Source organism: Pseudoalteromonas sp. SR41-4 (assembly GCF_014163985.1).
GTDB lineage: Bacteria > Pseudomonadota > Gammaproteobacteria > Enterobacterales > Alteromonadaceae > Pseudoalteromonas > Pseudoalteromonas rhizosphaerae.
This window is the reverse complement of the sequence record NZ_JACJEI010000001.1, coordinates 285,585-310,788: the sequence shown is the minus strand read 5'-3', so window position 1 is coordinate 310,788 and position 25,204 is coordinate 285,585. Positions and strand designations below refer to the sequence as shown.

Below are 25,204 nucleotides of genomic sequence, written 5' to 3'. Positions count from 1 at the left end.
ATGGATGCAAAAGGCATTAAACAACTTATCGACAAGCTAAATGGCCATACCGCGACCGCGCTTGAGTCTGCTGCAGGGTTTGCTAGCAGTCGTAGTCATTTTGAAGTGCTGCCTGAACACTTACTAATTAAGTTGATGGAAGAGGGCAGTAGTGGCGATTTAGAACAAATATTTCACTTTTTTAATATTAATCAAGATGCGGTATGGCATGAGTTGCTTGACTTTTTAAATCGCCAACCTGCGGGTAACCAAAGTAAGCCGGTGTTTTCTCGTCGTTTATATGAATGGTTAGAACGCGCGTGGTTGAGCGCTAATGTGCAGCATAAAAGTGATTGGATCAACGGTGCTGCATTGCTTGATGCACTCACGGAGCTATTACCTTATAGCCCTGTGCTTCAATTACTAGCGTTGCTAGATAAAATTGACTCACGCTTTTTAGCCGAAAACCTCGATAAAATTTGTCAAAACTCAAGCGAGCGTTTAAACCCACAGGCAAAAACAGCTCAGCAAACGCAAAATAATGGCCAAAGTGAAGGTGGCGGCGCGCTTGATGAATATTGTGAAGATTTAACCGAAAAAGCTAAGCAAGGAAAAATTGATCCTGTACTCGGGCGAAACGACGAGATACGCATGATGGTGGATGTGTTATGTCGTCGTCGTAAAAACAACCCGATTTTAGTGGGTGATCCGGGAGTCGGTAAAACCGCCGTAGTAGAAGGTTTTGCACAGCGTATTATTGATGGTCAAGTACCTGATGAATTAAAAGGTGTGCGTTTATTAGTCTTAGACATGGGCTTATTACAAGCTGGCGCAGGTGTTAAAGGCGAGTTTGAGCGCCGTTTAAAAACAGTAATTGACGAAGTTAAAAACTCAACCACGCCGATCATTATGTTTATTGATGAAGCACACACCTTAATTGGTGCGGGTGGTGATGCCGGTATGAGCGATGCGGCTAATTTATTAAAACCCGCTCTTGCCAGAGGTGAATTACGCACAGTGGCAGCAACCACCTGGAGTGAGTATAAAAAGTACTTTGAGCGTGATGCCGCATTAGAGCGTCGTTTTCAACTGATCAAAGTCGATGAGCCAACGGAGCAAGCTGCGCAACTTATGCTAGCGGGTTTAAAAGATAAATATCAGCAACATCATAATATCCAAATTACCGATGATGCCATTGAAGCGGCTGTTGTATTGTCAGCTCGTTATATAACAGGCCGCCAATTGCCAGATAAAGCAATTGACGTACTTGATACAGCAGCAGCTCGCGTCAGAATGTCGTTTGCAACTGATCCAGCTGCAATTGAATCTGAGCGAGAGCATATAAATTATTTACAAACTCGGATTGCCAGTATTGCCAGTGAAAGCGAGCAAGGTTTAGCTGTCGATATGGATAAGTTATTGTACTTACAGCAAGAGTTAAATATTGCACAAGATAAACTTGCTGCATTAACCAGTGCTCGTGAGTCACAAATTGCCACTTTAAGCCAGATCAACGAGTTTAAACAAGCAACCAATGCAAGCGAACAAGACAGTGCTGCACTACTTAGCTTGCGCCAAACTTTAAAAGAGCAAAACAGTCAAGATAATGGCTTATTTAGCGAAGTAGACGCTGATGCAGTGGCACAAATAATTTCTCAGTGGACCGGTGTACCTGTTGGTGCCATGGTTAAAGATCAGATCAGTAACCTCATTAATTTAGAAACGGCAATTGGTCAAGAAGTGATCGGGCAGCAAGCGGGTATGGCAAAAATTGCGCAAGCATTACGTGTCAGCAAAGCGGGGATCAGTAATGAACAAGGACCGTTAGGGGTCTTTTTACTTGCCGGACCCTCCGGTGTTGGTAAAACTGAAACAGCCCGCTGTTTAGCTAAGCAATTGTTTGGTGGCGAGAAGTTCTTAACCACTATCAATATGAGTGAATATCAAGAGTCGCATACAGTATCGCAGCTTAAAGGTTCACCTCCTGGTTATGTAGGTTACGGTGAAGGCGGTGTATTAACTGAAGCGGTAAGACAGCGCCCATACTCAGTAATTTTGCTTGATGAAGTAGAAAAAGCGCATAAAGATGTGCTTAACATGTTTTATCAAGTATTTGAACGCGGCAATATGCGTGATGGTGAAGGCCGTGAAATTGACTTCAAAAACACCGTGATCATCATGACGTCTAACTTAGGTTCAGCAGAGCTAATTGATGCATGCACACCGCCAACAGTGATCGATTTGAGTCCAGAGCAAGACGATGATGTAGAACAACCGACTGAGCAGCAGCAAGCCATTAATGACGCACTCAATCCAACGGATGCACCGATTAATGAAGATGGTAGCCCATGGCAAGTGCCGTCAATTGGTGCGTTAAGTGAATTAATTAAGCCACAGTTACTACAATTCTTCGCACCAGCTTTACTTGCACGCATGCAAGTAGTGCCTTATTTAGCGCTTGATCAAGATGCACTGCAAGCAATTGTTAGTTTAAAACTAGAAGCGATTGCTAAGCGTCTTGCTACAAATCATAAAATGCAACTGCGTGTTGATGCAAGTGTATTGAGTAAGTTAACTCAGCAATGCCAGCTTTCAGACAGCGGTGCTCGGATGGTAAATGCAGTCATTGAACGACAAATTTTACCAGGAATTGCTAAGTCTATTTTGGAATATATGGCGCAAGAAGATATGCCAGATATTTTAACGTTAACGGTTGATGAGCAAGACGAAATCACCGCAATATTTGCCGATAACGCCTAATTTAATAGATAAAAAAGGATTGAAAATGGGACTCATGGACATCTTTAGTGAACATAAAGCGAATACCAGTCATTTTAGCGTAAGTATACAAGGCTTACCTGATGGCATGGTGCAGGTAACTGACTTCACATCAATTAATGATAGCTTATGTGAAGACTATGAATTTAATATTCAAGTATTGAGTCAGGAACATTTAACTGCGCAAACGTTGCTAGGTAAAGATGCCAGTTTGAGTTTGGTGTGGTCTATGACAGATCGGACTATCTCAGGTTTACTAAGTCGTTTTGTAGCCCATGGTAAAAGTCACCAAGGTTATCATTACACGTTAGTGTTGAGTTCTTATTTAACTTTACTTAAGCATCAACATTCCAATCGTGTTTTTACAGCGATGGATCCCGCTGCCATTATTAAAAGTGTGTTTAATAAAGCGGGCTTCCCAATGCAAAAATTCAGCATGCAAGCCAGCGGCCCTAGCCTCGATATGACAGTGCAATATAACGAAACCGATTATGAATTTGTTACGCGTTTAATGCGTAAACATGGCTTTGTTTATAGTTTTGTTGAGCAAACTGACGCGGATTGCACTTTTAAAGTATGCAATAGCAGCAAAGATATTGCGGCTCTGTTTGATGAAGTAAACTTAAGTTATGTGCCACCATCTGGGCAAGTACGTACTAGCGAAACAATCTTCGCAATTAGTCGCCAAGCCCAACTTCAGCCGCAAAGTATTGCGTTAAACGATTATAACTACCGCGCACCAGGTAATTTACAGGTATCGGCGCAAAATAGCGCTTCGCAACCAGGATTTGGTGAAGACAGTCATTATGGTAATAACTATGCAACTTCTGGCGAGGGCAATACGCTTGCTAAAACGCGTCAGCAAGCGTTTGATTGTCAACGAGAGCAATTGATTATCGACAGTGATTGCAGGGCGCTTAGACCAGGAATGATTTTAACTATTTATGATCATCCAGATCATAATGGCCAATATTTGGTTGTGCGTGTTGATCATAAGGGTAGCCAGCAAGCAGGTGTGGAATATGGCGCTAACGTAAAAGGCTTAACTTATAAAAATCAGGCGAACTTGGTCCCATCGGATCAACAGTTTAAAGCACAGTTACTTCCAGAAAGACGTGTATTTGCAACTTTTAACGCACTAGTAGAGCAAGAAATTGATGATGATGGTAATTACGTAGTAAAACTGCCATTTAATCAAGATGGTGAAGGCCAACAAAGCCGCCCAACACGCTTAATGCAACCTTATGGTGGCAGTGGTCATGGCATGCACTTTCCGCTTACACAAGGTACTGAGGTATTAGTTTGTGGCGAAAATGGCGATTTAGACAGACCCATTATTTTAGGTGCGTTATACAACCAAAATGCACCTAACCCAGTTACCAGCCAAAATCCGACCGAGAATAAGCTCGTTACTAAAGCTGGCCACAGTTTAATAATGGATGATAAAAAAGGCGAAGAAAAAATTAGCCTTGCTAATAAAAATAATAAAAACCAACTATTACTCGATGCCACCAATGGCGCACATCAAGCAACGCTTAAGTCTGTAGATGGCGATGTAAAAATATCAGCGAAAGAAAATCTGCAATTTGTTGCTGAAAACGACGCCACCTTTACGGTTGCCAATGACTTTACTACGCGGGTAGAGAATAACTTGCAAATGCAAACCCGCGAAGGGGATATCACAGTAACATCGGCGGCAGATTTAACCCTCAAAGCCACCTCAAACACACGTATTGAAGCAACCGATGGCAGCTTAGAGCTTAAAGCGGATCAAGAGCTTAAATTACAAGGTGAACAAGATGTTAGCGCATATTCGGTTGACGGCAATTTAGAACTGCAAGCCCCCAATGGCGATATAGAAATTAGTAGCGGCGCAAATATTACCATTAAAGCGGATGGTCAAGGATCACTGCAATTGAGTCAAGGCGGTGCGAGTATTGAAATTGATGCCGGTGGTAACTTAACCATTGATGCGACAAGTATTACTTTATCGGCCAGTAATATCGCCGTGAAAGGCAGTGCAATTAGTAATAACTAGTTGAAAAGGAGTTTATTATGAGCGCTCAGATCCAAAGTATATTCAATCACGATCAACATTTAGCGTGTGTGAGTCGTGTCGACAGTTTTGGCCGTGTAAAAGCGGTATTAATTAATAATGTTGAACATCAAGTTATTGCGCAAGGCGCACATGTCAGCATCGCAGAAGTAGGGGCTAATGTATTACTTGTACATAGCGCACAAGGCTTTATTGTAACGGCGCTCTTAGCGCAAGCGGATCAAGCACCTGCCGCGCAAATTAATAATTCGCAAGGGCATATCGTTATTGAAGCCCAGCAAAGTGTTAGCCTACAAACGGCCAAGGGTAGTGTTGAGGTATATGCAGACGGCACTATCGTGCTTGAAGGGCAAGATATTACAGCAAACAGCGAGCAAGACCTTACCTTGGCTGGCTGGCCAATTAGGCTTAATTAGCACTATGTTCGCACCTGTATATAAAGTAAAACTTCATAATCAGCGCCTCACCACCTTGTTAAAGCACCGGCAAAAGTTGTTGCAGCAAGGGGCGTTTTCGTTGGCACGTTTTAGCGTGATCGACACGCAAATGCTCAATCATTTATATACCCTAAGTGAGTTGGCAGGCGAAGCGCCAACGGATTATTTTTCAGCGCAAAACTTAACCCAAGTAAGCGAGTTAACATGGCAGGCTTTGTGTGAACTTGCGCAGCAAAATAGCGAACATAGTGAAGTATATCGTTTAATAGCGGCTGATTTATTCATTACTGCTATTGATGACTTTACTGCCTACTTTCATAGCTTAAGAGGCAGTGAGCAATTAGCGCAGTGTGAATTACTTCAACATAATTTAAAGCATTGGCAGCTTAACGATTTAAAAGCGCTACGCACCAGTGTACTTGAAGGTAAAGAAAAACCCCAAAACGTGGTTAAAACCTTATTATTTTCACAACCTCTTACAACCAGTGAATTACTCGCAGCGGTATTACACAAAGATTTCGAGATTGCCTTTGCTGCGTTAGTAAATAGTTATTGTGCAGGGCATGACGATGTAAGCGATAAGCTATTTAAAGTGTTTGCAAAAACCGCAGATGAACAGCAAAAAGCACAATTACTCGCTTTAGCGGGTTTACTTAATGACACGCGTTGGTACGAACCCTGTGCATTATTTTGCAAAGCAAATCCAGAGCACTGCTCGTTTGTATTAAGTCATTTTGTTTATAAACAAGCGCTGCCATTAGTGATGGATTTAATGACCATCGCAGTAACACAACCAAGTGCTTATGCAGCGTGGCTCACATTAACAGATAGGCCGCTTGCCAAAGCTGAAAAAATGTCAGTCGTCAGTGATAACAATGCAGTAAAACCGCAAAGCGGCATTAACCTTGATGATGCCGAGCACGTAAGGCAAGCGTTTGCAATGCAAGCAGGTGAGCAACTTTTAATGGGCATTAGTTTTACCAAAGCCAATAGCGCACAAAAACTCGCTAAATTAGCAGGCTCTTTAGTACAACGTGTTATTGCCCCACATTTTGATTTAACAAGTGCATGTGGTTTATTTCATGTCCAGCAAAGTGCATCGCAGTGGCAATTACTGTTAAGTGAAAAAGTGGAGAACGTTCATGCTTCATAATCTTTCTCCTTGGCAAGCCAGCACGTTTAGCGGCTGGTTAGAAGACAGTACTGAAGGTCAAGTGGTGGTGGTTAAACAAAGCTTTGAGTTTGATGAGCAAGGCAACGTTACAGCCATTGAACCCGGCCCTGAGATTGTTATTGCTGATGATTACCAAGGCGATCCTAACAGCTCACCGATTTGTGAAGTAAACGAGCAGGTGGCTTTTAAGTATGGCTTTGAAGTATATGGTAATTGCACTGCTTATCCGCCAAAAGGAAAAGACGCGCGCGTTATTGAGGTTGAGCTGGGCCTTGATTCGCCTTCGCAACCTTTGTTTAAAAAGCGTTTACGTGTAACCGGAGCGCGTTATTGGCGACGCTCGTTGCTTGGACCAGTCGCTACAGATCCAGATATTATTACCCCAGTGGCACTCAATTATATGCAGGCTTTTGGTGGTAAAGAGCTAAATAACGAGAGCAACACGTGCTTAGAAAACCCAATCGGCCGTGGTTTTAAACTTAAAAATAAGCACGCGGTTGGCCAGCAGTTACCCAGTGTTGAATACGCTAACTCATTACTTAGAAAACCTAGCCACAGCACACCGGTCGCAAGCTTTTCGGCCATACCAAGCCATTGGTCGCCACGAGTTGAACGCTTACCAGAAATAGACGAAACAGCACTTATGGCGGGAGAGTACCCGTTTAAAACAACACAGCCAAAAGATTTATACAACACAGCGCCCATTGATCAGCAAGTTGCAGCCGAGTTTGGCAAAGGCTGGGCGTGTCAGTTAACAGGGCTTTATCCATTACAACAATACGGACAACAACAACGTATAGAACTGCCGTACCAAAAACCTATTGTGGAAGTGGTAAATACACTAGCCCGAGAGCGGCTAACCATGCGCTGCGACACCTTAGTAATTGATTCCGACGCCCAGTGCTTTTCTCTGCTTTGGCGCGGTCATATTAGTCTTGAAAAAGTAGGCGCAAATAGTCAAATACTCGTTGCCTCAGAACAAAATAGCGGTAAAGAAAATTAATATGAAACAACTTACTTTTGACAGTCTTTATCATATTAATGCTGCCGGCTGTACATCAAGCAGCTTGTATACTGCAGTGGCTAACAAAATGCTTTTTTCTAAACCAAGTAAAGCATTAATTCGATGTGATATTAGTTTAGATGCGCCGTATATTTTTGTTGAAATAGACGAACTTGCGCAACTCGATAGAGTCACGCGCTGTTTATTAATGCTCTCGCACCTACTTGAGCAAGTTGATATAGCCACGTTAAGGCAAACAAACCGCATTAGCCAAATTGTATTTTTACTGCCCGTTGATGAAATTGAACAGCCACTGATAAGCGATGAAACACTCGCTGAGCTACTCCAAGAGTGTATTGCAGAACAAATACCCGCCTATTCACAGATGCCAACATGTGACTTAACCACCATAAACAACGACACCTTAGTAATCGCTGTGGATTCATGTAATAGCTATCAATATGTGAGTGAACAAGCTAAACGCTGCACCGTGCAAGTATTAAACGGCCCACCGGGCGTTATATATGGCGAAGGTGGATATGCACTGTTAATACACCCGCAAGGCAAGCTTACCGCGCAATTATATGACGGCCAAATGACGGCTCAATTAGCACAGGCCAATTGCACCAGCCAAGACCGTTATTTATTTGTGGGCGAACAATCACTTACTTGGCAAAAAAAATGGTTTGCTTACACACAAAAATTGTACAAAAAAGGCCAGCCGCTCATTGAGTGTGCAGAGTTAGCAACGACGATAGGCCATCAAGGTAATGCAAACTCATTAGCGGCACTTACACTAGCACAAAGCTATTTATGCAACCCGCTTACGCGCTCACTTGAGCAGGTATTTGTTATTTTTAATGCACCTAATGAGCAGCTAGTCAAAATTTCAAGGAGTGAAAAATAATGCCTTATATTAACGCCGCAGCAGGCAAACAAACAGGCAGCGTACAATATGATATTGATGCGCTGAGCGCTGATGTGCGCACCGGTGGCTCAGTAACATGGCGACATAACAACTCAACATTGCTTGGGCTTAACAATAGCGCCCGCAGTAATGGTGCGCTAGGTAAAGCTAACGGTATCGCTATTTTTGAAGATAAAGCCAGTGGTGACGCCGCCTTTTTAGCTGAGATTGCCAGGCCAAAATACCGCGAGAAAACCCTCGGTGAAATGGTAAATATTTTTATACCTGATTATATTATTCCACCGCCACAATGGGATAGCCAAAAAAACGAACCTAGGCTGCCATGGAATGAACCGCAAACTAATATGGATGTAAATAAACCCGTTAGTAACGCGCAAGCATTCTTAGATTTAGTATCAACGCATTTAGGTTGGCAAGCCGGTAACCAAGAGCAGCTTATTAAAGATACAGCTTCACAAGCACCACAAGTACAAGCTGTATCGGGGCAAAATGTGCTGATAAATGGTCGCACCGCTGTACATCAAGATAGTGGCGGTAAACTTATGACGGTGGATGTCTGCTTAACCACAATTGGGACTAGCGTTGTACCAATTCCATACGCAAATAAAGCGCAATCAAGTGACGTTACAGATGTTGCCAGCTCAGTAAAAGTCAATGGCAATGGCGCCGCTAATATAAATAGCACTTTTTCACAAAGCTCAGGTGACTCCCCTGGTGATAAAAAAGGCGTCGCGAGTAAGAAAAACGACGGTGAAGCTGAATTTATCATGGGCTCGTTTAATGTATTAATTGAAGGTAAACCCGCTGTACGCCAAGGTGACCCGATGATCTCTAATTCTAAAAACACCCCACCTGCGCCACTTATGCAATCCGGCGGCCCCGCACCAAGAGGGTTGAGTGTGCAAGTGAGGGATAGTTTGGGTGATGCTGGTACAACGCACGGAGCAAGTATTTTAGTAAAAGGGGTTGATAGTAATGACGCATCGCTTGGTGCAATAAAAGCAACCCAAGGAGCAAATGAGCAAAAAGTGCCAATCGCAGATAAGCAAAATATCAGTGGCAAAAACGCGTCAATTAATTTTACAGCAGGTGCTTAATATGGGATTAATTAAATTAGATTCGGAGATAAAGGGTGAATGTGGGAGTTCATATATACCTTTCGGCTATACACAACCTTATACTTTAGATAATCCGCCAAGTGATGACAATAAAGCGCAATTTATTTCGGTAAAACCAACCGTTTTTACCGAGGCGTCCCTTGATAAAAACAAAGCTAAACCTGCGCAATTTCAAGTGTTAGGAGAAGACGAACGACCTGTTAGTAACTTAAACGGCTTTTACTATATATTCGTTAATGGTTATTTATGGCGTGAAATTGCAGCTGTTGACAATGGTTGTTTATCTGAAGTTGATTTGGCAACTGAATTTGGCAAAAACGAGCGTTCATATTCGGGTTTAGTTACCCAAACAATCTTGCTGCCTAAGAAAACAAATGGTTTAAACTGTGAGCCAGGTTCACTTAGTGACCCCACGGTACAAGTTGCTTTTTCCATCGCCCAATGGTCATGGCTGTATATTGTGAGCCTCGGCGGACTGTACAAAGATGATCCAAGACAAAAAAGTGCTAACGCCACTTCACCTACACATGTTGAAGACCAGGGATTAGCTGATTCATTACGAAACGCTCGCTGTCAACAAATTGATTTAGCAGTAGCAGAGCGTGAAGGGCAAATTACAATACATGACCCAGGTGGCATAGCGCTTTCTCTGTTAAATAAGTGCCAAGTGATTTTTTTACAGCTACAGCTTGAGAATAAAAAGCTAACAGATAAGAAACATTATGATTCAGGTGTGTTGGCTTATCAAGCGATGCTAAATGATGATTTGCATGAAAAAGTGATGCGCGATCATTATATATTCCCACATCGAACTTCGATGACTCCTATAAAAACCAAAAAAGAGGGATATGCAGACTTAAGTTCTGGTGCAAAGTTTTTACGTAGTGGAGCAAAGCATCTAGACAAAGAATATCTAGAGCAATACTTGTCAAATGACAAATTAGAGAAATATTTAAAGGAGTTACCAATAGCACAAAAAGAGTTTGTTGATTTTTTACAAGACTTAAATAACGACTCATCTTTAACTTCTAAGCAAAGTGATTATATTGGTTTAGCTCCAGTAATGAATGATTGGGTAGCCCTTGAAAATGTAGATTATTTATTTGGCTTTAATTTTATTACTAATGTATTAAATATGTTGAGTATCGACGATGTTTCAACTGGTGTATTTAGACCTTGGAAAGAAAAGTTACCTGCTGAAAACGAGCGTAAAAAAAATATAAATAAAGCCACAAGCGCAATAGAAAGCTTTTTAAAAGCAACGTTTGAGCAAGGCAATTGGTTATCTGACTGCTTTATGATCCCAGAAGGGCACTTCGATATAAACCAGCCTGGGAGTGTTGTATTAAACAAGTTGCCGGAAGAAAAAAATAATGGCGAAGCTAAATTTAGATTTGAAGAGTTTAAGCGCATTCATAAAAAGTTGATCGAAGAAAAGCAAGAGCAAGACAGCTTATTAGCTAATAAAGGTTTAAAAGAGTTTTTTGGTAAAGCAAAAGATGCGGTGGGGTATTTAACCGGTGCGTGGGGGCGTGTTGCAAGTCAATATCAAAACGGCGTTTTAAAACCACATACTGTAAAAATTAGAAACTTAATGGTCTCATATAACAAGGCGCTTGGAATTAGTGACTTTGCAGATATTCATGTTAAACAAGCTGGGGCTGTATTAGGTGATAACCCATCAGTAATAGCCATAACCAATTATAAGCGCACGCAAAACAATAGGCAGCAAAGGCGTGCAATGTTACGTGAAAGCGTGAAAAATCCGCCACCAAATGCAGTAACGATTTATGATAGTAAAAATAATGTAATAGCAGCTGAAGACCCTAAAGCATTTGGCAGCAACAAAGGTTATTTTAACCCTAAAAACTGGACAGATTATCATGATCTAATTGGTCGTTATGATTCAATAGATGGTGATCTCGTCGTTGTTCCTAAAACACACAGATATGCGCTGTATTACGATAACCCAGACTTTAAACTAGGGGCTGTAGATACTGTTAAGCTCAAAGGTGTGAGAGTTTTAGAGCACAACTTGCCAATGGTGATGTTAGCGTTTGAAATGTTTAATGCCAACGAGATGATTAAAAAATTTAAGGCAGGGGACAAGTTTGATGTAAAGTTCGCCTTAGATTCAATAAATCTCGTGTATAGTCTTGCGACATTATCAGTAGAAGTTGCATCATTTCGCATAAGTCGATTATCCAACTTTGTTGGAGGTACAATACTTATAGCTAATAAAGCAATTGCTGTCTCTAAAGCTCTAGGTGCGCTTGGGTTGTTTATTTCATTAGTTGTAACAACTTATGATGTGTATAAATCTGTAATAAAAAATGATATGGATGCTGCTTTTTTCCATGCATTGAGTGGCGCTGTCGCTATAGCTGGTTTTATATATCTTGGTGCGGCATTGCTCACTACACCTTTAGGGTGGGCAATAATCGCAGTAGGCTTGATCATTGCAATTATTGCTATATTAGTCACCGATAATGAATTAGAAACGTGGACTAAAAATGGCCCATTTGCAAAAGACGCAGATGACCGCTGTACTGGCAGTTACAAAAAGTGGCAAACACAACCAAAAGAATGTTACGCCGCATTAGTAGGCACATTGATGAGTCCAAATGTTACATTAGGGGTTAAAAAGCTAACTGGTTCCCATTGCCAGTTAACCATTGATGTAGACACACCAAACTTTGCTTTAGGTCAATCGGAACTTCTCGTTCAGGTATATCAAATTGAAGATGAAGGAGTTTTACATTTTGAGCAGGAATTCCGTTACGATCATAAAAATTGGCAAATAATCCAAAAAGAAAACACTGAATCAGGAGCTATAACCGGGTTTAAATATACTATTCCGATATTATCAATGTGGCCGAAACATTTTGAAGTTGATTGGAAAGTAAAAGTGCAGTACCGCCTAGATAAAAATGTGACCTTGCCCTATGTGGATATCGATGAGCGTAATGACTGGGATAACGGTGAACAACCAGATAAAGCATGGATAATTAAGGAAATAGTATATGCTTGAGCAATATGCTGACACAGCTTACAGAGGTAAGCAAGATGCAAAATTTAGAGATGAAATAGCGACTGATGAGCGTGACTCTATGTATTGTCGTTACCAAAGTAAGCAGGCAATATACCCAAGAGGTAAAGTGTTTGGACATTGCTTTGATAGTTTTCAAGATTCAGCTTATAAATATAACTTATCAGGGAAAGCTGAATATTATAGAAAAGTTTTAGGAAATGATGATTTTACTCTTAATTTGCCTACAAAAGGGAGTAAGATAACGGATTCATTGGTCTTTTTTTGGATAATAGCACATTTAGGTATTTTGTTTTTTTTATTTACTCTACCGTTTTTTTTCACTTTATTTGGTCGTATTGAACTAGCGCTTGAATCTTTTTTATTTGTTTTTATATTTTGGAGTGGATCTAAATTATTTAATCTAACTATTTGGAAAGCAATCCGGATTAGAGTGTCCTCAGGGGTTTTATTTCATCGTAAAGATGGTTCTGTAACCATATCTAATGAACAAAGTAGCACACAAGATAAATTGCTTTTTGAAGAGTTTAATGCTCACTATTGTGTGGAAAATAATCCTGGAAGCGGCTTTCCTTACAGAGGCATTACTTTATTACATTACCAGAGAGATTTTTCTTATGATAGGACTGGAGCAAACTTAATAAGCAGTGGATTTATTCATTGGGAATTATTACAAAACTTCATGGATGTAACTGAACCCTTAGCAGATATCCCACAATTTGAATATTACCGTGAGTTTGATAAAACAACCGCTGAGTTTGATAAAGCGAATGGCCGTCCTAAGTATTTTTGGTATCGGGTCGATAAGCATTTCAAGAAGAGAGTTAATGAGGAAAAACTATTACTCATTAATGAATTTAATGATGAAGAACAGCTCAATAACTTATTGACGGGTAAACCTATCAGAAAGCTAACACCGCCGGATATATTTAAGTTCCCGTGGAAATATGCAGATGATATAAAAGCTGAAAGCGAGATAAAGTTTGGTAAAACACTGTGGCAAAAATTCACCTCATTTTTGATGATTGATTTATAGCTAAGTAAAGAAATAAATAGGATTTAACCCAAGCAGTAAGTCACTGCTTGGATAGAAAAGGATTTTAATGTCAATTTCATATAAATTTGCAAAACTAAATGCAAAAGTGATAGAAAAATCGCAGAACTTTAAACACTATATTTCCTCAAAAAAGTATGAGTATAGTTCACCTAAAGGGTTAATGATTGTCCGATTTTTATTAGAAAAAGAGGATAATAAAAAAGTACAGCCTCAAAGCTTGGATAATGAAAGCCGCTACTTGGGTTTTCATAATGCGGGGGATTGGACGCTAGGGTTAACATTAGGTCCTATTCTTTTAGGGGCAACAGGTAGTTTTGTATCTATATTGGCTATTTTTGGGGTTTTTATTATGGACAATATGGAATACCCATGGGCTTTTCTATTATTTACTATTTGCTGGAATTTTTTCTTTCTCAACTTCAGCCCCATTTTGGCGCGTCATATCTTGCCAAAACGTGAAATATATTTTGATCGCCAAAACCAAACAGTGAACTTTACGTGGTCGGTTGATAATGCCGAAAAAAATGAGCATGGCCATTCGACTTTTCCGTTTGAGGATATAGAAGCGTTTTATTCTAAAGCGAACCATTCACAGGGCCATGGTGTGACCCATGCTATGTATATTGCCCATAAAGATTATGAAAACCACCATGGTGCATTTAGTGAAATACGGGTTAAAGACAACCCACAAAACCCAAACTACTGTAAGTATACATGGGAGCGCGTAGTGCGCTTTATGGACTTAAGCAAACCGCTCGTTGATTCACCAGAAATCGAGCCATTTCGTCATTTAGACCCGATAACACGGGATTTTGATAAGCAAAATAATCGCCCTGAAAAGTACTGGCGTTTAATGAGCTACAAACAAATGCAGCAGATAGAAGAACAGCTTGATAACGATATTTATCGCTTTAACTTTGACGGTGCCATCACCAACCCAAAACGCTGGGCAAATAAAGAAATCACCAAACCGTGGGAAAAGTGGCCAGTAGATGAAAGCCTAAACCAACCAGACAACCCCCCGTATTGGAAACGCCTGATGAAAACCCTTGCAATGCAAATTATTGCGGGTGTTTAAACGCGATTGCTCTTTAAAAATCTGAAAAGGAATTCAAACCTAGGCGGTATATGCTGCCTAGGTTTATCGTCACATGGCGACACAATGACCCCACTTTCTCAGATCCAAACCAATATTTTAAATATATCCAAAGCGTATTGTTTTTGCCTAAGGTGACTGTTAATACTCCTACTTTTTTTGATGGTCGCAATTATTATACGGTAAAAGTTGAATTGCCAATGTTCATAGTGGGTAAATCTGAGTTGCTTTTAGATGTAAAATACTCATGGCGGCATCCAACAACGTTGAATGTTTATAAAAAAGCGACTTGGGTTGAAGGCACTAAAGAGTATTTATCTGAATTTGATGAAAATAGCCTGAGCTTAAATGCAGCCACCTATGAGTTTGAAATTGAATCACCGAACATTAGTGTGTTTGATGTTGAAATAACATCAACACTTATTTACAACGAAAGTCTAACTTTACCGATAGATTTTGATGCGTTTGAAAAGCCAATTGAAAATGCCTCACTTGAATTAGCAATTGCATAAGGAAAGTAATGCAAAATAATGACTACCTAGCCGTTGATATCATGCCTAAAAAAACGCGATTTAATTGTTTTTTTTACCCTCATAAAATCAAAGAACGATATAAAAAGTTTAAAGGCTTATGTTATTTGTATAATTGGATAGATACTGACATGCATTTAGTTGAAACCCAACCGCAAAGATATCGGTCTTTTAAGTGTGGCAACGATCCTATAAAAACGCTCTTCTTTGGACCAATGGCAATTGGGTTTACTTTAAGTTTGCTATTTGTCATTTCTTGTGTTGTTGCTACCTACTCGGACGAACCTTATCAATGGTGGGTACCGTTACTTACATTTAGTTGGAATTTATTTTTCTTGAATGTATTACCAGTTACATTTAGGTTTACATCTAAAAAAATAATATATTTTGATAGATTAAAGCAGACAGTGGGTTTTACTTTCAATATACCAGACTGTGAACAGCGTGATGAATTAGGTAATTGCTGCTTTAGTTGGGATGAAATAGTGTGTCGACTTGATATTGCATCTACGCGTCCGGGAGTTGTAAGCTACTTCCCGAGTATTAGCCATATTGATTTAGAAAAGTATCCAAAGACTAAAATGCTAGGTACGGTGGCGGATAATGGAGAAACACCAGCATATTGTTACTTGTATTGGGAAAGTAATGTACGTTTCATGGATTTAACTAAACCTTTACCTGATGTACCTGAATATGAAGAACACCGGCATTTAGACCCACGGACAGCTGAGTTTGATATTCAAAATAATAGACCTGTAGGTTTTTGGCTCGACTTTTCATTTTCGCAACAACAAGAAATTTGGCGAAAATTAAAAGAAGAAGCTTGTGACTTTGATTGGCTGGAGGGAAAGCCTAACGAAGAAATAACCAAACCTTGGCTGCATTTTAAAGGTGAGCCAGAACGTATCGAAAAACTGACATGGAAATATAAAGCAAAGCGTTTAGCACTGCAGTTGTTTATGGGAATACCTTAAAAGATGATTTTATGTCTAGTATTAGGCTAAGTTTATTTTTAATAAAAGGCATTCAAATCTAGACGATATATGCTGCCTAGGTTTATTAAAGCAAAGGAACCTGATGCAAAACAATAATTACTTTGGTGTTGGAATAATGCCAAAGAAAACGAGGTTTAATCGTTTTTTTGAATATCGTAGTATAAAAAGTATATATCACGAATTTAAAGGCCTGTGTTTTTTATATGATTGGCTTGATACGAACAAGTTATATGAAAATCAGCGCGAAAAATACAAGCTTGTCCCTTGTGGTAATAACCCTATAAAAGCCATATTATTCGGTCCAATGGCCATTGGAGCTGTATTAAGCTTAATTACATTAATTAGTATTTTATCACTTCCATTTTATGATGAAGGTGAAAAATTTCAGTGGTGGATACCTCTTGTTACCTTTTGCTGGAACTTATTCTTCTTAAATTTACTACCAATAACTGCTAGGTATATACCTGATAGGGTGATGTATCTTGATAGGCAAAACCAAACGGTCGGATTTACTTTTGATATACCAGGTTGTGAACAACGAGATGACTTAGGTAACTGTTGCTTTAAATGGGAAGAGATTGTTTGCAGGTTAACCTCGAAAATGGGCGCGCCGGGTGTAATGAATTACTTTCCAGAAATTAGTCATATAGACCAAGAGAAGTACCCTAAAACAATAGTAACCGGTTCAGTTGTCGAACTTTCAGCTAATCCAGTGCATTGTTATTTATTATGGGAGTGTTATGTGCGCTTTATGGATTTAAGTAAGCCATTGCCCGATGTGCCGGTATATGAACAACACCGACATTTAGATCCAATTACAGCAGAGTTTGATAAAAATAATAATCGTCCTTCAGACTTTTGGGTAGACTTTTCAATTGAACAGCAAATTGAAATTAGGGACGAAATTTTAGAAGATGCTTTTCCATTTGATTGGCTAAAAGGTAAAGCCAATGACGAAATAACGAAACCTTGGCAGCATTGGAAGGCAGAGCCTGATCGCATAGAACAATTAACGTGGAAATATAAAATAAAGCGTTTACTGGTTCAGCTTTTTATCGGCTTTCCGTGAAACGGCTTAAGTTTCAAATTCAATGATACGTTAACAATCAGAAAAGGAATTCAAACTGAGGCACTTTAAAGTGCCAAGGTTGATTAAACAATAAGGATATTAAATGCAAAATAATGACTACCTAGCCGTTGATATCATGGGTAAAAAAACGCGATTTAATTGTTTTTTTTACCCTGAGAGATTAAATAGCCTCAAGGATAAATTCAAAGGCTTATGCTATTTATATAATTTACCTGCAAGAAAGCAAAAAGAAATACAAAAACATCCTGAACGATATAAAGTAGAAATGTGCGGAAATAGCCCAATTAGAGTTATATTGTTTGGCCCAATCATAATCGGATTTACTTTGAGTTTAATCTTGTTGATCTGTTGCTTTGTGGCCACCTATTCCAATGAGCCATTTCAATGGTGGATACCTATACTCACTTTTTCTTGGAACCTGTTTTTTCTTAACTTATTACCAATAACAGAGAGTTACCTCCCTAAAAAGCAAATATATTTTGACAGAAAAAAACAGTTAGTCGGCTTTACCTATGAGATACCCGGTTGTGAAGAGCGTGATGAGCTGGGTAATTGTTGTTTTAAATGGGCTGATATTGTGTGCCACCTTGATATTGTGGCAACACGCCCGGGCGTAATGGGGTTTGTACCTTTTATTAGTCATATTGATGAGGATAAATACCCCGAGACTAAAATAGCAGTTCAGGTGCCTGATAACTCAAATAACCCGATGAACTGCTATTTATATTGGGAACGTGTAGTGCGGTTTATGGATAACAACCAACCACTGCCTGATGTGCCTGAGTATGAAAACTACCGCCACCTTGATGAACTCACAGCTGAATTTGATAAGCAAAATGACAGACCCAATAAATTTTGGAGTGATTTTTCGCTTGCTCAACAAGTCGAAATTTGGCAGAAATTTAATAAAGAGGCTGCGCATTTTAATTGGCTTAGAGCGACACCTAACAAAGAAATAACCAAACCTTGGCTGCATTTTAAAGGTGAGCCAGAACGTATCGAAAAACTGACATGGAAATACAAAGCAAAGCGTTTAGCACTGCAGTTGTTTATGGGAATACCTTAATAGATGATTTTATATATAGCATGCAACTAGGATTGTGATAAAAATTAAAAATGGAATTCAAATCTAGGCTGTATATGCTGCCTAGGTTTACCGCCACGTTGGTAGCTAATACGGAAATATATGCAGCTGGTTTTTATATCTTGGTGCGGCATTGTTCACTACACCTTTAGGGTGGGCAATAATCGCAGTCGGTTTGATCATTGCAATTATTGCTATATTAGTCACCGATAATGAATTAGAAACGTGGACTAAAAATGGTCCGTTTGCTAAAGATATTGATGACCGCTGTACTGGTAGTTATGAAAAATGGCACACTCAACCAAAAGAGTGTTATGCCGCATTAGTGGGCGCATTAATGAAGCCAAGCGTCACGCTCGGTGTTAAGCGATTAACCAGTACCCATTGCCAATTAACTGTAGATATAGACACATCAAACTTTGCCTTAGGGCAATCAGAGTTATTCGTTCAAGTTTACCAAATTGAAGATGAGGGAGTTTTGCATTTTGCAAATGAATTTCGTCACGATCATAAAAATTGGCAAATAATCCAAAAAGAGAATACTGAATCCGGTGCCATCACTGGGTTTAAATATATAATTCCAATATTATCTATGTGGCCGAAACATTTCGAAGTTGATTGGCAAGTAAAAGTGCAGTATCGCCTAGATAAGCATGTTACTTTGCCCTATGTGGATATTGATGAGCGTAATGATTGGGATAACGGTGAGCAACCAGATAAAGCCTGGAAAATAAAGGAAATAGAATATGCTTGAGCAGTATGCAGAGACCGCTTACAGAGGTAAGCAAGATGCAAAATTTAGAGATGAAATAGCGACTGATGAGCGTGACTCTATGTATTGCCGTTATCAAAGTAAGCAAGCGATATTTCCTAGAGGTGATGTGTTTGGGCACTGTTTTGATAACTCTCAAAGATTAGAATATAAATTGAATATAAGTGGTGCCGCAAATCAGCATCGAAGTATTCTTACTCAAAATGAGAGCCAACTGGAACTACCATTGGCTTCTAATCCTGTAAGTTTCATAGACACTTTAACTTTCGCTTGGGGAGTATTCCACATATCAATATTGTTTCTTTTGATAGCTTTTCCTATTACTAGTTTTTTTCTTGGAGATATTGCAGAAGCATTTGATAGTTACACTGTGTTGTTATCTGTGTGGTTTTTTTCAAAAATTTTAAATTGGGTGATATGGCCATATTTTAGATCTAATTTTAAATTAGCAGTTATTTTTGATCGTAAAACAGGTGTAGTTAAAATACCAAAAAGCGATGCAAAGAGTTTTGCTTATTTAAGCTTTGAAGAATTTAATGCTCATTATAAAGCTACACATAATCCCAAAAGTGGATTTCCACACAGGGGGCTTACTCTTCTTCATTATAAAGAAGAGCAACGTTATGATGTTGCTTACAACAATGAGATCGCTTGCAGTTTTCAACATTGGGAATTATTACAAAATTTTATGGATGTTACTCAACCCTTAGCAGATATTCCACAATTTGAATATTACCGTGAGTTTGATAAAACTACCGCTGAATTTGATAAAGCCAATGGCCGCCCTAAGTATTTTTGGTATCGTGTTGATAAGTCTTTTTTAAAAGAAATGTCCAAAGCAGATGACGAGTTGAGAAAAGAATTTAATGATGAAGAGCAGCTCGATAACCTTTTGATGGGTAAACCTATTAAAAAGCTCACACCACCTGAAATTTTTAAATTACCGTGGAAATACGCAGATAACATTAAACCTGAAAGTGAAATTAAGTTTGGCAAAACACTGTGGCAAAAACTCACTTCGTTTTTGATGGTTGACTTGTAAGCAGTGGAAGTCAACATAAAAAACTACAGCTTTCTGCTTTTCATAAAAACACAGAATATCAAATCGGTTAACTGACCATAGCTCTTTAACAATCAGAAAAGGAATTCAAGCCTAGGCAGTATAAGTGTTGCCTAGGTTTACCGTCACGTTGCTGGCTAACATGGCGACATAATAAACAGTTAAGAAAACAGCCATTTTAATTTGCGTAGGCGCGGCTTTACGCTGCACAAATTGAACAATAAAAACGACATTCAGTTTGAATAGTTAAGATGGCTGTCATCTTAAATTTTTCCGATAATGAATCAGAAACTTGGACTAAAAATGGCCCCTTTGCGAAAGATGCAGATGAGCGCTGTACAGGCAGTTATAAAAAATGGCACACCCAACCAAAAGAGTGTTATGCCGCATTGGTAGGCACATTAATGAGCCCGAGTGTCACGTTAGGTGTAAAAAAACTCACCGATTCTCATTGCCAATTGACTATTGATATAGACACGCCAAACTTTGCCTTAGGGCAATCAGAGGTATTCGTTCAAGTTTATCAAATAGAGGATGAGGGAGTTTTACATTTTGAAAATAAATTTCGTCACGACCATAATAATTGGCAAATAATCCAAAAAGAAAATACTGAATCCCGTGCCATCACTGGGTTTCAATATATTGTCCCAATCTTATCAATGTGGCCATTAAGCTTTGACGTTGATTGGCAAGTAAAAGTGCAGTATCGCTTAGATAAAAATGTGACCTTGCCTTACGTTGATATAAATGAACGTAATGATTGGGAAAACGGTGAAGTACCAGATAAAGCATGGATAATAAAGGAAATAGAATATGCTTGAGCAGTATGCTGAAACAGCTTACAGGGGTAAGCAAGATGCAAAGTTTAGAAATGAAATAGCGACTGACGAGCGAGAGACCATGTATTGCCGCTATCAAAGTAAGCAAGCAATATACCCAAGAGGTAAAGTGTTTGGACATTGCTTTGACAGTTCTCAAAACTCCGATTATAAGTATAATTTATCAGGGAAAGCTCAACATTATAGAAATATTCTTGGTAGTGATCCGCATGTCCTAAGTTTATCTAGTTTAGGGAGAAAAGTTACTGACGTACTATTACTTTCTTGGGGGGTTGCTCACTTAGTTAATTTACTCTTTTTATTTACAATTCCGCTATTTTTATTCTTATTTGCTGATACAGAAGAAGCGACTAGAGCATTGTTTTTATTTTTATTAGCTTGGGGGGTATCAAAGCTTTTCAATTTAACAGTGTGGAAACTAGTAAGAAAAAAAGTTACGCATACGCGTGTAAATTTCGAGCGGAAAACAGGACTTGTTTGGTCATCCGACAAAGGCAGTAATGGGCAAAAAATTAAGTTACCTTTTGAACAGTTCAATGCTCACTATAAAGTTCAAAACAATCCGCAAAGTGGCTTTCCTTTAAGGGGGGTTACATTATTGCATTTTAAAAAAGATGTTTTTTATGCTTGGACAGGTGCTAACTTAATTAGTTCTGCTTTTGTACATTGGGAATTATTACAAAACTTTATGGATGTCACCCAACCCTTAGCAGATATCCCGCAATTTGAATATTATCGAGAGTTTGATAAAACCACCGCTGAATTTGATAAAGCCAATGGTCGACCTAAGTACTTTTGGTATCGAGTAGATAAGTCATTTTTAAAAGAAATGACTAAAGCGGATGATGAGCTTTTAAAAGAGTTTAATGATGAAGAGCAGCTTGATAACCTTTTGATGGGTAAACCTATTAAAAAGCTAACACCGCCAGATATTTTCAAGTTTCCATGGAAATACGCAGATAACATTAAGCCTGAAAGCGAGATCAAGTTTAGTAAAACCTTGTGGCAAAAATTCACTTCGTTTTTGATGGTAGATCTATAGTTAAATAACATAATAAAATTAAAGGAATTTAACCCAAGCAGTAAATAACTGCTTGGGTAGGCAAAAGGATATTCATGTCAATTTCATATAAATTTGCAAAACTAAATGCAAAACTAAATGCAAAACTAAATGCAAAAGCAATAGAGAACTCGCAGAACTTTAAACACTATATTTCCTCAAAAAAGTATGAGTTCACATCACCCAAAGGAATAATGATTCCCCGATTTTATTGAATAATAAAATTTAAATAACTACCTCAAATGTTTGATTAAACTGCTGTAAAGCGGCTTCAACGCGGGTGATGCCTAAGTCAAACTCAGCCCGGGTTGCTGGGCCGCCTAGGGTGAGGCGAACACCATTTGGATTATCCACTTTTAGGGCTGGAACTTCTGGGATAAAGGAATCTAGCGTCCTTACAATTACCTTATGCGCTTTTAATACGCTGCAAAACTCAAACATATTCTGCGACTGGGATAAGCGAATATATACATTTAAACTGGCAAACTGAGCATCTATCTCATAAGTTTGAAGCAGCTTTTTTATTTGTTCAATACGATAGCGTATCTCATCTGCTAGCTTAGTTTGATTATAAGTAAATTCGTTACTTTTAATGGCGCGCATTATTAACTCAAAATTCATTGAGGAAACCGCCCAACACTCACTATGAATTTGTTTTAAAATTGGTTGCTCCCAAAGTCGTGGAGGTAATAAGTAACCGGCTCGTAGTCCGCCTGCAAAATATTTTGAAAAGCTTGAAATATAAAAAACCCGATCCGGTGCTTGTTGCCACAATGGTAATCGCCAATACTCTGGCAAACAGTAATTTACGTCATCTTCAATAATGAAAAAATTATATCGGCGACTCAGCGCCAGTAGGGCATTTAAATTGTTACTGCTATAGCAAATATTGGTTGGATTTTGACAGTTTGGCGTGATGTAAACCGCTTTGATTGTACGCGACTTACACAATGCTTCAATTTGCGCAAGATCAATCCCGTCGCTATGCACGTTTACTTGCGCTAATGAAAGTTTAAGCGAATGACACGCATGGTAAAAACCGGGGTAACACATTGACTCTGCAATGACAGTATCGCCACTTTCACACAAGGTTGCTAACGTAGTGAATATTCCTTGCTGAGCACCTTGGGTAAATATCAACGGATGGTTTAAGCAATCAAAGCCCTTATCCGCTAGCCATTGTTTGAAAAAATATTGATGTGAGGTAAGTCCATTGAGTTTATAAATCATCACATCTGTTAATGCACGTTGATCCTTTGACAGCGATTGCAGGGCATTGGTCATAACATGTTGTTGCCCCATCATCGGTTGCATGCTTGAAGCAAAGTCTGTGTCGCCCTCAAAATGACTTAACTCAATAACTTTACTTACAAAGGTACCAGCCCCTAGTTTTGCAGTAACCAACCCTCGTTGCTCAAGTAAAGCATATGCACGAGTTACCGTACCATGTGTAACACTTAGGCTGTCAGCGAGAAGTCGTTGGGCTGGTAATTTTTGCTCAAAACCCAGCATTTTGTTGTCGATAGCATGCTCAATCAAAGCGGCTAATGCGCGATATTTTGGCTGTGTTTTGCACAAACTACTAAATAGAGTGTGATCCGGTTTGTAAATTGTATTCATAACAATAAAAATATTGATGATTTTACATAAGTATGACAATTAATAGTTATTAAACAACTACAATATTGTATCAATACAATTAATTATTATGAATACAGCTACTGTTTTTGAGCTTGCTCCGGCTCTCATTTTATTTTGTTTTGCGGCGTCAATTACGCCTGGGCCTAATAATATTTTGCTTACTCACTCAGGCACACATTTTGGCGTGATCAAAACCCTACCGCACTTATTGGGTATTCGAGTAGGCATGACGATAATGCATTTGGCAATGCTACTAGGATTAGGTAAATTGTTTTTAATACAGCCAAAGCTGCATTTTTTTCTACAGCTTTGTGCCAGTGGTTATATTTTATATTTGGCATACAAGATAGCTAGTAGCTCTCAATTAAAAGGTGATAATGCTCAAGCAAGGCCTTTAAATTTTTTTCAAGGCATGCTTTTTCAGTTGATCAATCCTAAGTCATATGCAGTGTTAATGACACTTTGTACTGCACTTACTTTACCAGGAGGTGCCTATTGGCCTTCTGCAATTTTGGGCGTGATTATTTTTAACCTTGTCGCGGCTTGCTCAGGCTTGTTTTGGGTGAATTTTGGCAAATACATGCGCCAATTTCTAAATAAGCCAAATATCTTTAAACGTTTTAATTGGGTTATGTCACTGTTTCTTGCGGCATCAATTCCTTTAGTTTTTCTTTCCAATGCAAGCATTCAGTAGGGAAATGAAATGAAATTTACTCACCAATTGTCACCACAACAATTTACCCAAGCGTTTGAGTTTTTATCTGAGCGAAGTTATTGGAGTCAAGGCATTAGTCGCGAACGGTTAGAAAAAGCGTTCGCACACTCGCTGTGCTTTGCATTAATTGAAAATAAACAGCTATTGGCATTTGCACGAGTGGTGACTGACCAAGCCACTTTTGCAAATTTACTGGATGTATTTGTGTTAGAGCCATTTAGAGGTCAAGGGCTGGGTAAAAAGCTGATGGATCATGTAATGAGTCACCCTGAATTGCAATCATTACGCCGTTTTACACTGGCAACAAAAGACGCTCATTCACTTTATCAACAATTTGGTTTTCAAAGCCAAGCAAGCCCCAATCTCGCGATGGAAAAGTGTTTAGTTGGCGGGTACTCAACATTATTACAGCGGCAAAATTAAGTATGGATTGAACGCTTTAATGCGTGCAGTTAAATACTTTTATTATTTTGCAGCTGAACTATTTATTCTCTATTTATAGCCGTTTTATTAAAAATGTGAGCACTTTAGAGAGTATCAATAAATAATACGGCCTATAAAAATAGGCCATATTATTATACCAATCGACTTAAATATTTAACCATTCTGGCGGGCTAAATAAAACGCTAACTGCGTTAATCATTTTTTATGTAGAGCAACAACATGTCAAAATTTCTGCCTTGTTATCACTGTATTTATCTGTCGTTATAAATGGTCAGCAACTTAACACTATTGGTATTATT

21 protein-coding genes are annotated in these 25,204 nt (G+C 39.0%); 20 read left to right on the top strand and 1 reads right to left on the bottom strand.

From position 1 onward, the window contains the following. The 18 genes from tssH to H5180_RS01080 all read left to right on the top strand — a co-directional run bounded on the left by tssH (position 1) and on the right by H5180_RS01080 (position 22,087). The gene (tssH, locus tag H5180_RS01165; protein ID WP_182757497.1) at positions 1-2,739 is read left to right on the top strand and encodes a type VI secretion system ATPase TssH; all 2,739 of its coding nucleotides are present in this window, start codon (positions 1-3) and stop codon (positions 2,737-2,739) included. Between the two features lie 34 nt (positions 2,740-2,773). Further along, complete coding sequence (locus H5180_RS01160; RefSeq protein ID WP_182757496.1) at positions 2,774-4,795, top strand: type VI secretion system Vgr family protein; 2,022 nt, start codon at positions 2,774-2,776, stop codon at positions 4,793-4,795. A gap of 17 nt (positions 4,796-4,812) precedes the next feature. After that, on the top strand, positions 4,813-5,229 hold the full coding sequence (locus H5180_RS01155; RefSeq protein WP_182719402.1) for a hypothetical protein: 417 nt from the start codon (positions 4,813-4,815) through the stop codon (positions 5,227-5,229). A 4-nt stretch (positions 5,230-5,233) separates the two neighbouring features. Next, positions 5,234-6,403, top strand: a complete 1,170-nt coding sequence (locus tag H5180_RS01150; RefSeq protein WP_145242475.1) for a hypothetical protein — start codon at positions 5,234-5,236, stop codon at positions 6,401-6,403. Beyond that, positions 6,393-7,427: a DUF2169 domain-containing protein gene (locus H5180_RS01145; RefSeq protein ID WP_182757495.1), complete on the top strand. Its 1,035-nt coding sequence runs from the start codon at positions 6,393-6,395 to the stop codon at positions 7,425-7,427. Before H5180_RS01150 ends, H5180_RS01145 begins: the two co-directional genes overlap by 11 nt. A 1-nt stretch (position 7,428) precedes the next feature. After that, entirely contained in the window at positions 7,429-8,334 is a 906-nt protein-coding gene (locus tag H5180_RS01140) for a hypothetical protein (RefSeq protein ID WP_182757494.1), read from the top strand. Next, positions 8,334-9,452, top strand: coding sequence for a DUF4150 domain-containing protein (locus H5180_RS01135; protein ID WP_259399512.1), 1,119 nt, complete (start codon positions 8,334-8,336; stop codon positions 9,450-9,452). The genes H5180_RS01140 and H5180_RS01135 overlap by 1 nt, the downstream gene beginning before the upstream one ends. Before the next feature lies 1 nt (position 9,453). Next, a complete protein-coding gene (locus H5180_RS01130; protein ID WP_145242468.1) occupies positions 9,454-12,504 on the top strand; it encodes a hypothetical protein in 3,051 nt (1,016 codons plus the stop codon). Beyond that, positions 12,497-13,558 (top strand): hypothetical protein, encoded by a 1,062-nt coding sequence (locus H5180_RS01125; RefSeq protein WP_145242466.1) that lies wholly within the window; start codon positions 12,497-12,499, stop codon positions 13,556-13,558. Before H5180_RS01130 ends, H5180_RS01125 begins: the two co-directional genes overlap by 8 nt. 67 nt (positions 13,559-13,625) lie before the next feature. Beyond that, positions 13,626-14,657, top strand: coding sequence for a hypothetical protein (locus H5180_RS01120; RefSeq protein ID WP_182757493.1), 1,032 nt, complete (start codon positions 13,626-13,628; stop codon positions 14,655-14,657). 50 nt (positions 14,658-14,707) lie between these two features. Then, a complete protein-coding gene (locus tag H5180_RS01115) occupies positions 14,708-15,187 on the top strand; it encodes a hypothetical protein (RefSeq protein ID WP_259399511.1) in 480 nt (159 codons plus the stop codon). 8 nt (positions 15,188-15,195) lie between these two features. Next, entirely contained in the window at positions 15,196-16,179 is a 984-nt protein-coding gene (locus H5180_RS01110; protein ID WP_182757492.1) for a hypothetical protein, read from the top strand. 103 nt (positions 16,180-16,282) lie between these two features. Next, positions 16,283-17,269, top strand: coding sequence for a hypothetical protein (locus tag H5180_RS01105; protein WP_182757491.1), 987 nt, complete (start codon positions 16,283-16,285; stop codon positions 17,267-17,269). 103 nt (positions 17,270-17,372) lie between these two features. Beyond that, complete coding sequence (locus H5180_RS01100) at positions 17,373-18,356, top strand: hypothetical protein (protein WP_182757490.1); 984 nt, start codon at positions 17,373-17,375, stop codon at positions 18,354-18,356. 151 nt (positions 18,357-18,507) lie between these two features. Beyond that, the gene (locus tag H5180_RS01095) at positions 18,508-19,128 is read left to right on the top strand and encodes a hypothetical protein (protein WP_182757489.1); all 621 of its coding nucleotides are present in this window, start codon (positions 18,508-18,510) and stop codon (positions 19,126-19,128) included. Further along, complete coding sequence (locus tag H5180_RS01090) at positions 19,121-20,188, top strand: hypothetical protein (RefSeq protein WP_182757488.1); 1,068 nt, start codon at positions 19,121-19,123, stop codon at positions 20,186-20,188. The genes H5180_RS01095 and H5180_RS01090 overlap by 8 nt, the downstream gene beginning before the upstream one ends. Before the next feature lie 269 nt (positions 20,189-20,457). Then, positions 20,458-21,027 (top strand): hypothetical protein, encoded by a 570-nt coding sequence (locus H5180_RS01085; RefSeq protein ID WP_182757487.1) that lies wholly within the window; start codon positions 20,458-20,460, stop codon positions 21,025-21,027. Further along, positions 21,020-22,087: a hypothetical protein gene (locus H5180_RS01080; RefSeq protein WP_182757486.1), complete on the top strand. Its 1,068-nt coding sequence runs from the start codon at positions 21,020-21,022 to the stop codon at positions 22,085-22,087. Before H5180_RS01085 ends, H5180_RS01080 begins: the two co-directional genes overlap by 8 nt. A gap of 243 nt (positions 22,088-22,330) precedes the next feature. Here the strand turns inward: H5180_RS01080 and H5180_RS01075 are convergent, their stop codons facing one another. Next, entirely contained in the window at positions 22,331-23,725 is a 1,395-nt protein-coding gene (locus H5180_RS01075) for a PLP-dependent aminotransferase family protein (RefSeq protein WP_145234562.1), read from the bottom strand. A gap of 88 nt (positions 23,726-23,813) precedes the next feature. Here H5180_RS01075 and H5180_RS01070 point away from each other — a divergent pair, with 88 nt between their 5' ends. Then, positions 23,814-24,440, top strand: coding sequence for a LysE family translocator (locus H5180_RS01070; protein ID WP_145234560.1), 627 nt, complete (start codon positions 23,814-23,816; stop codon positions 24,438-24,440). Between the two features lie 9 nt (positions 24,441-24,449). Further along, complete coding sequence (locus H5180_RS01065) at positions 24,450-24,884, top strand: GNAT family N-acetyltransferase (protein WP_182717645.1); 435 nt, start codon at positions 24,450-24,452, stop codon at positions 24,882-24,884. The last annotated feature ends 320 nt before the right edge of the window (positions 24,885-25,204 follow it).

Coding starts and splice junctions, on each gene's coding strand:
- H5180_RS01070 (WP_145234560.1), top strand. CDS start 23,814: ATGAATACAGCTACTGTTTTTGAGCTTGCTCCGGCTCTCATTTTATTT.
- H5180_RS01140 (WP_182757494.1), top strand. CDS start 7,429: ATGAAACAACTTACTTTTGACAGTCTTTATCATATTAATGCTGCCGGC.
- H5180_RS01125 (WP_145242466.1), top strand. CDS start 12,497: ATGCTTGAGCAATATGCTGACACAGCTTACAGAGGTAAGCAAGATGCA.
- tssH (WP_182757497.1), top strand. CDS start 1: ATGGATGCAAAAGGCATTAAACAACTTATCGACAAGCTAAATGGCCAT.
- H5180_RS01100 (WP_182757490.1), top strand. CDS start 17,373: ATGCAAAATAATGACTACCTAGCCGTTGATATCATGGGTAAAAAAACG.
- H5180_RS01105 (WP_182757491.1), top strand. CDS start 16,283: ATGCAAAACAATAATTACTTTGGTGTTGGAATAATGCCAAAGAAAACG.
- H5180_RS01130 (WP_145242468.1), top strand. CDS start 9,454: ATGGGATTAATTAAATTAGATTCGGAGATAAAGGGTGAATGTGGGAGT.
- H5180_RS01115 (WP_259399511.1), top strand. CDS start 14,708: ATGCTGCCTAGGTTTATCGTCACATGGCGACACAATGACCCCACTTTC.
- H5180_RS01150 (WP_145242475.1), top strand. CDS start 5,234: ATGTTCGCACCTGTATATAAAGTAAAACTTCATAATCAGCGCCTCACC.
- H5180_RS01145 (WP_182757495.1), top strand. CDS start 6,393: ATGCTTCATAATCTTTCTCCTTGGCAAGCCAGCACGTTTAGCGGCTGG.
- H5180_RS01065 (WP_182717645.1), top strand. CDS start 24,450: ATGAAATTTACTCACCAATTGTCACCACAACAATTTACCCAAGCGTTT.
- H5180_RS01085 (WP_182757487.1), top strand. CDS start 20,458: ATGGCTGTCATCTTAAATTTTTCCGATAATGAATCAGAAACTTGGACT.
- H5180_RS01155 (WP_182719402.1), top strand. CDS start 4,813: ATGAGCGCTCAGATCCAAAGTATATTCAATCACGATCAACATTTAGCG.
- H5180_RS01090 (WP_182757488.1), top strand. CDS start 19,121: ATGCTTGAGCAGTATGCAGAGACCGCTTACAGAGGTAAGCAAGATGCA.
- H5180_RS01080 (WP_182757486.1), top strand. CDS start 21,020: ATGCTTGAGCAGTATGCTGAAACAGCTTACAGGGGTAAGCAAGATGCA.
- H5180_RS01135 (WP_259399512.1), top strand. CDS start 8,334: ATGCCTTATATTAACGCCGCAGCAGGCAAACAAACAGGCAGCGTACAA.
- H5180_RS01120 (WP_182757493.1), top strand. CDS start 13,626: ATGTCAATTTCATATAAATTTGCAAAACTAAATGCAAAAGTGATAGAA.
- H5180_RS01075 (WP_145234562.1), bottom strand. CDS start 23,725: ATGAATACAATTTACAAACCGGATCACACTCTATTTAGTAGTTTGTGC.
- H5180_RS01160 (WP_182757496.1), top strand. CDS start 2,774: ATGGACATCTTTAGTGAACATAAAGCGAATACCAGTCATTTTAGCGTA.
- H5180_RS01110 (WP_182757492.1), top strand. CDS start 15,196: ATGCAAAATAATGACTACCTAGCCGTTGATATCATGCCTAAAAAAACG.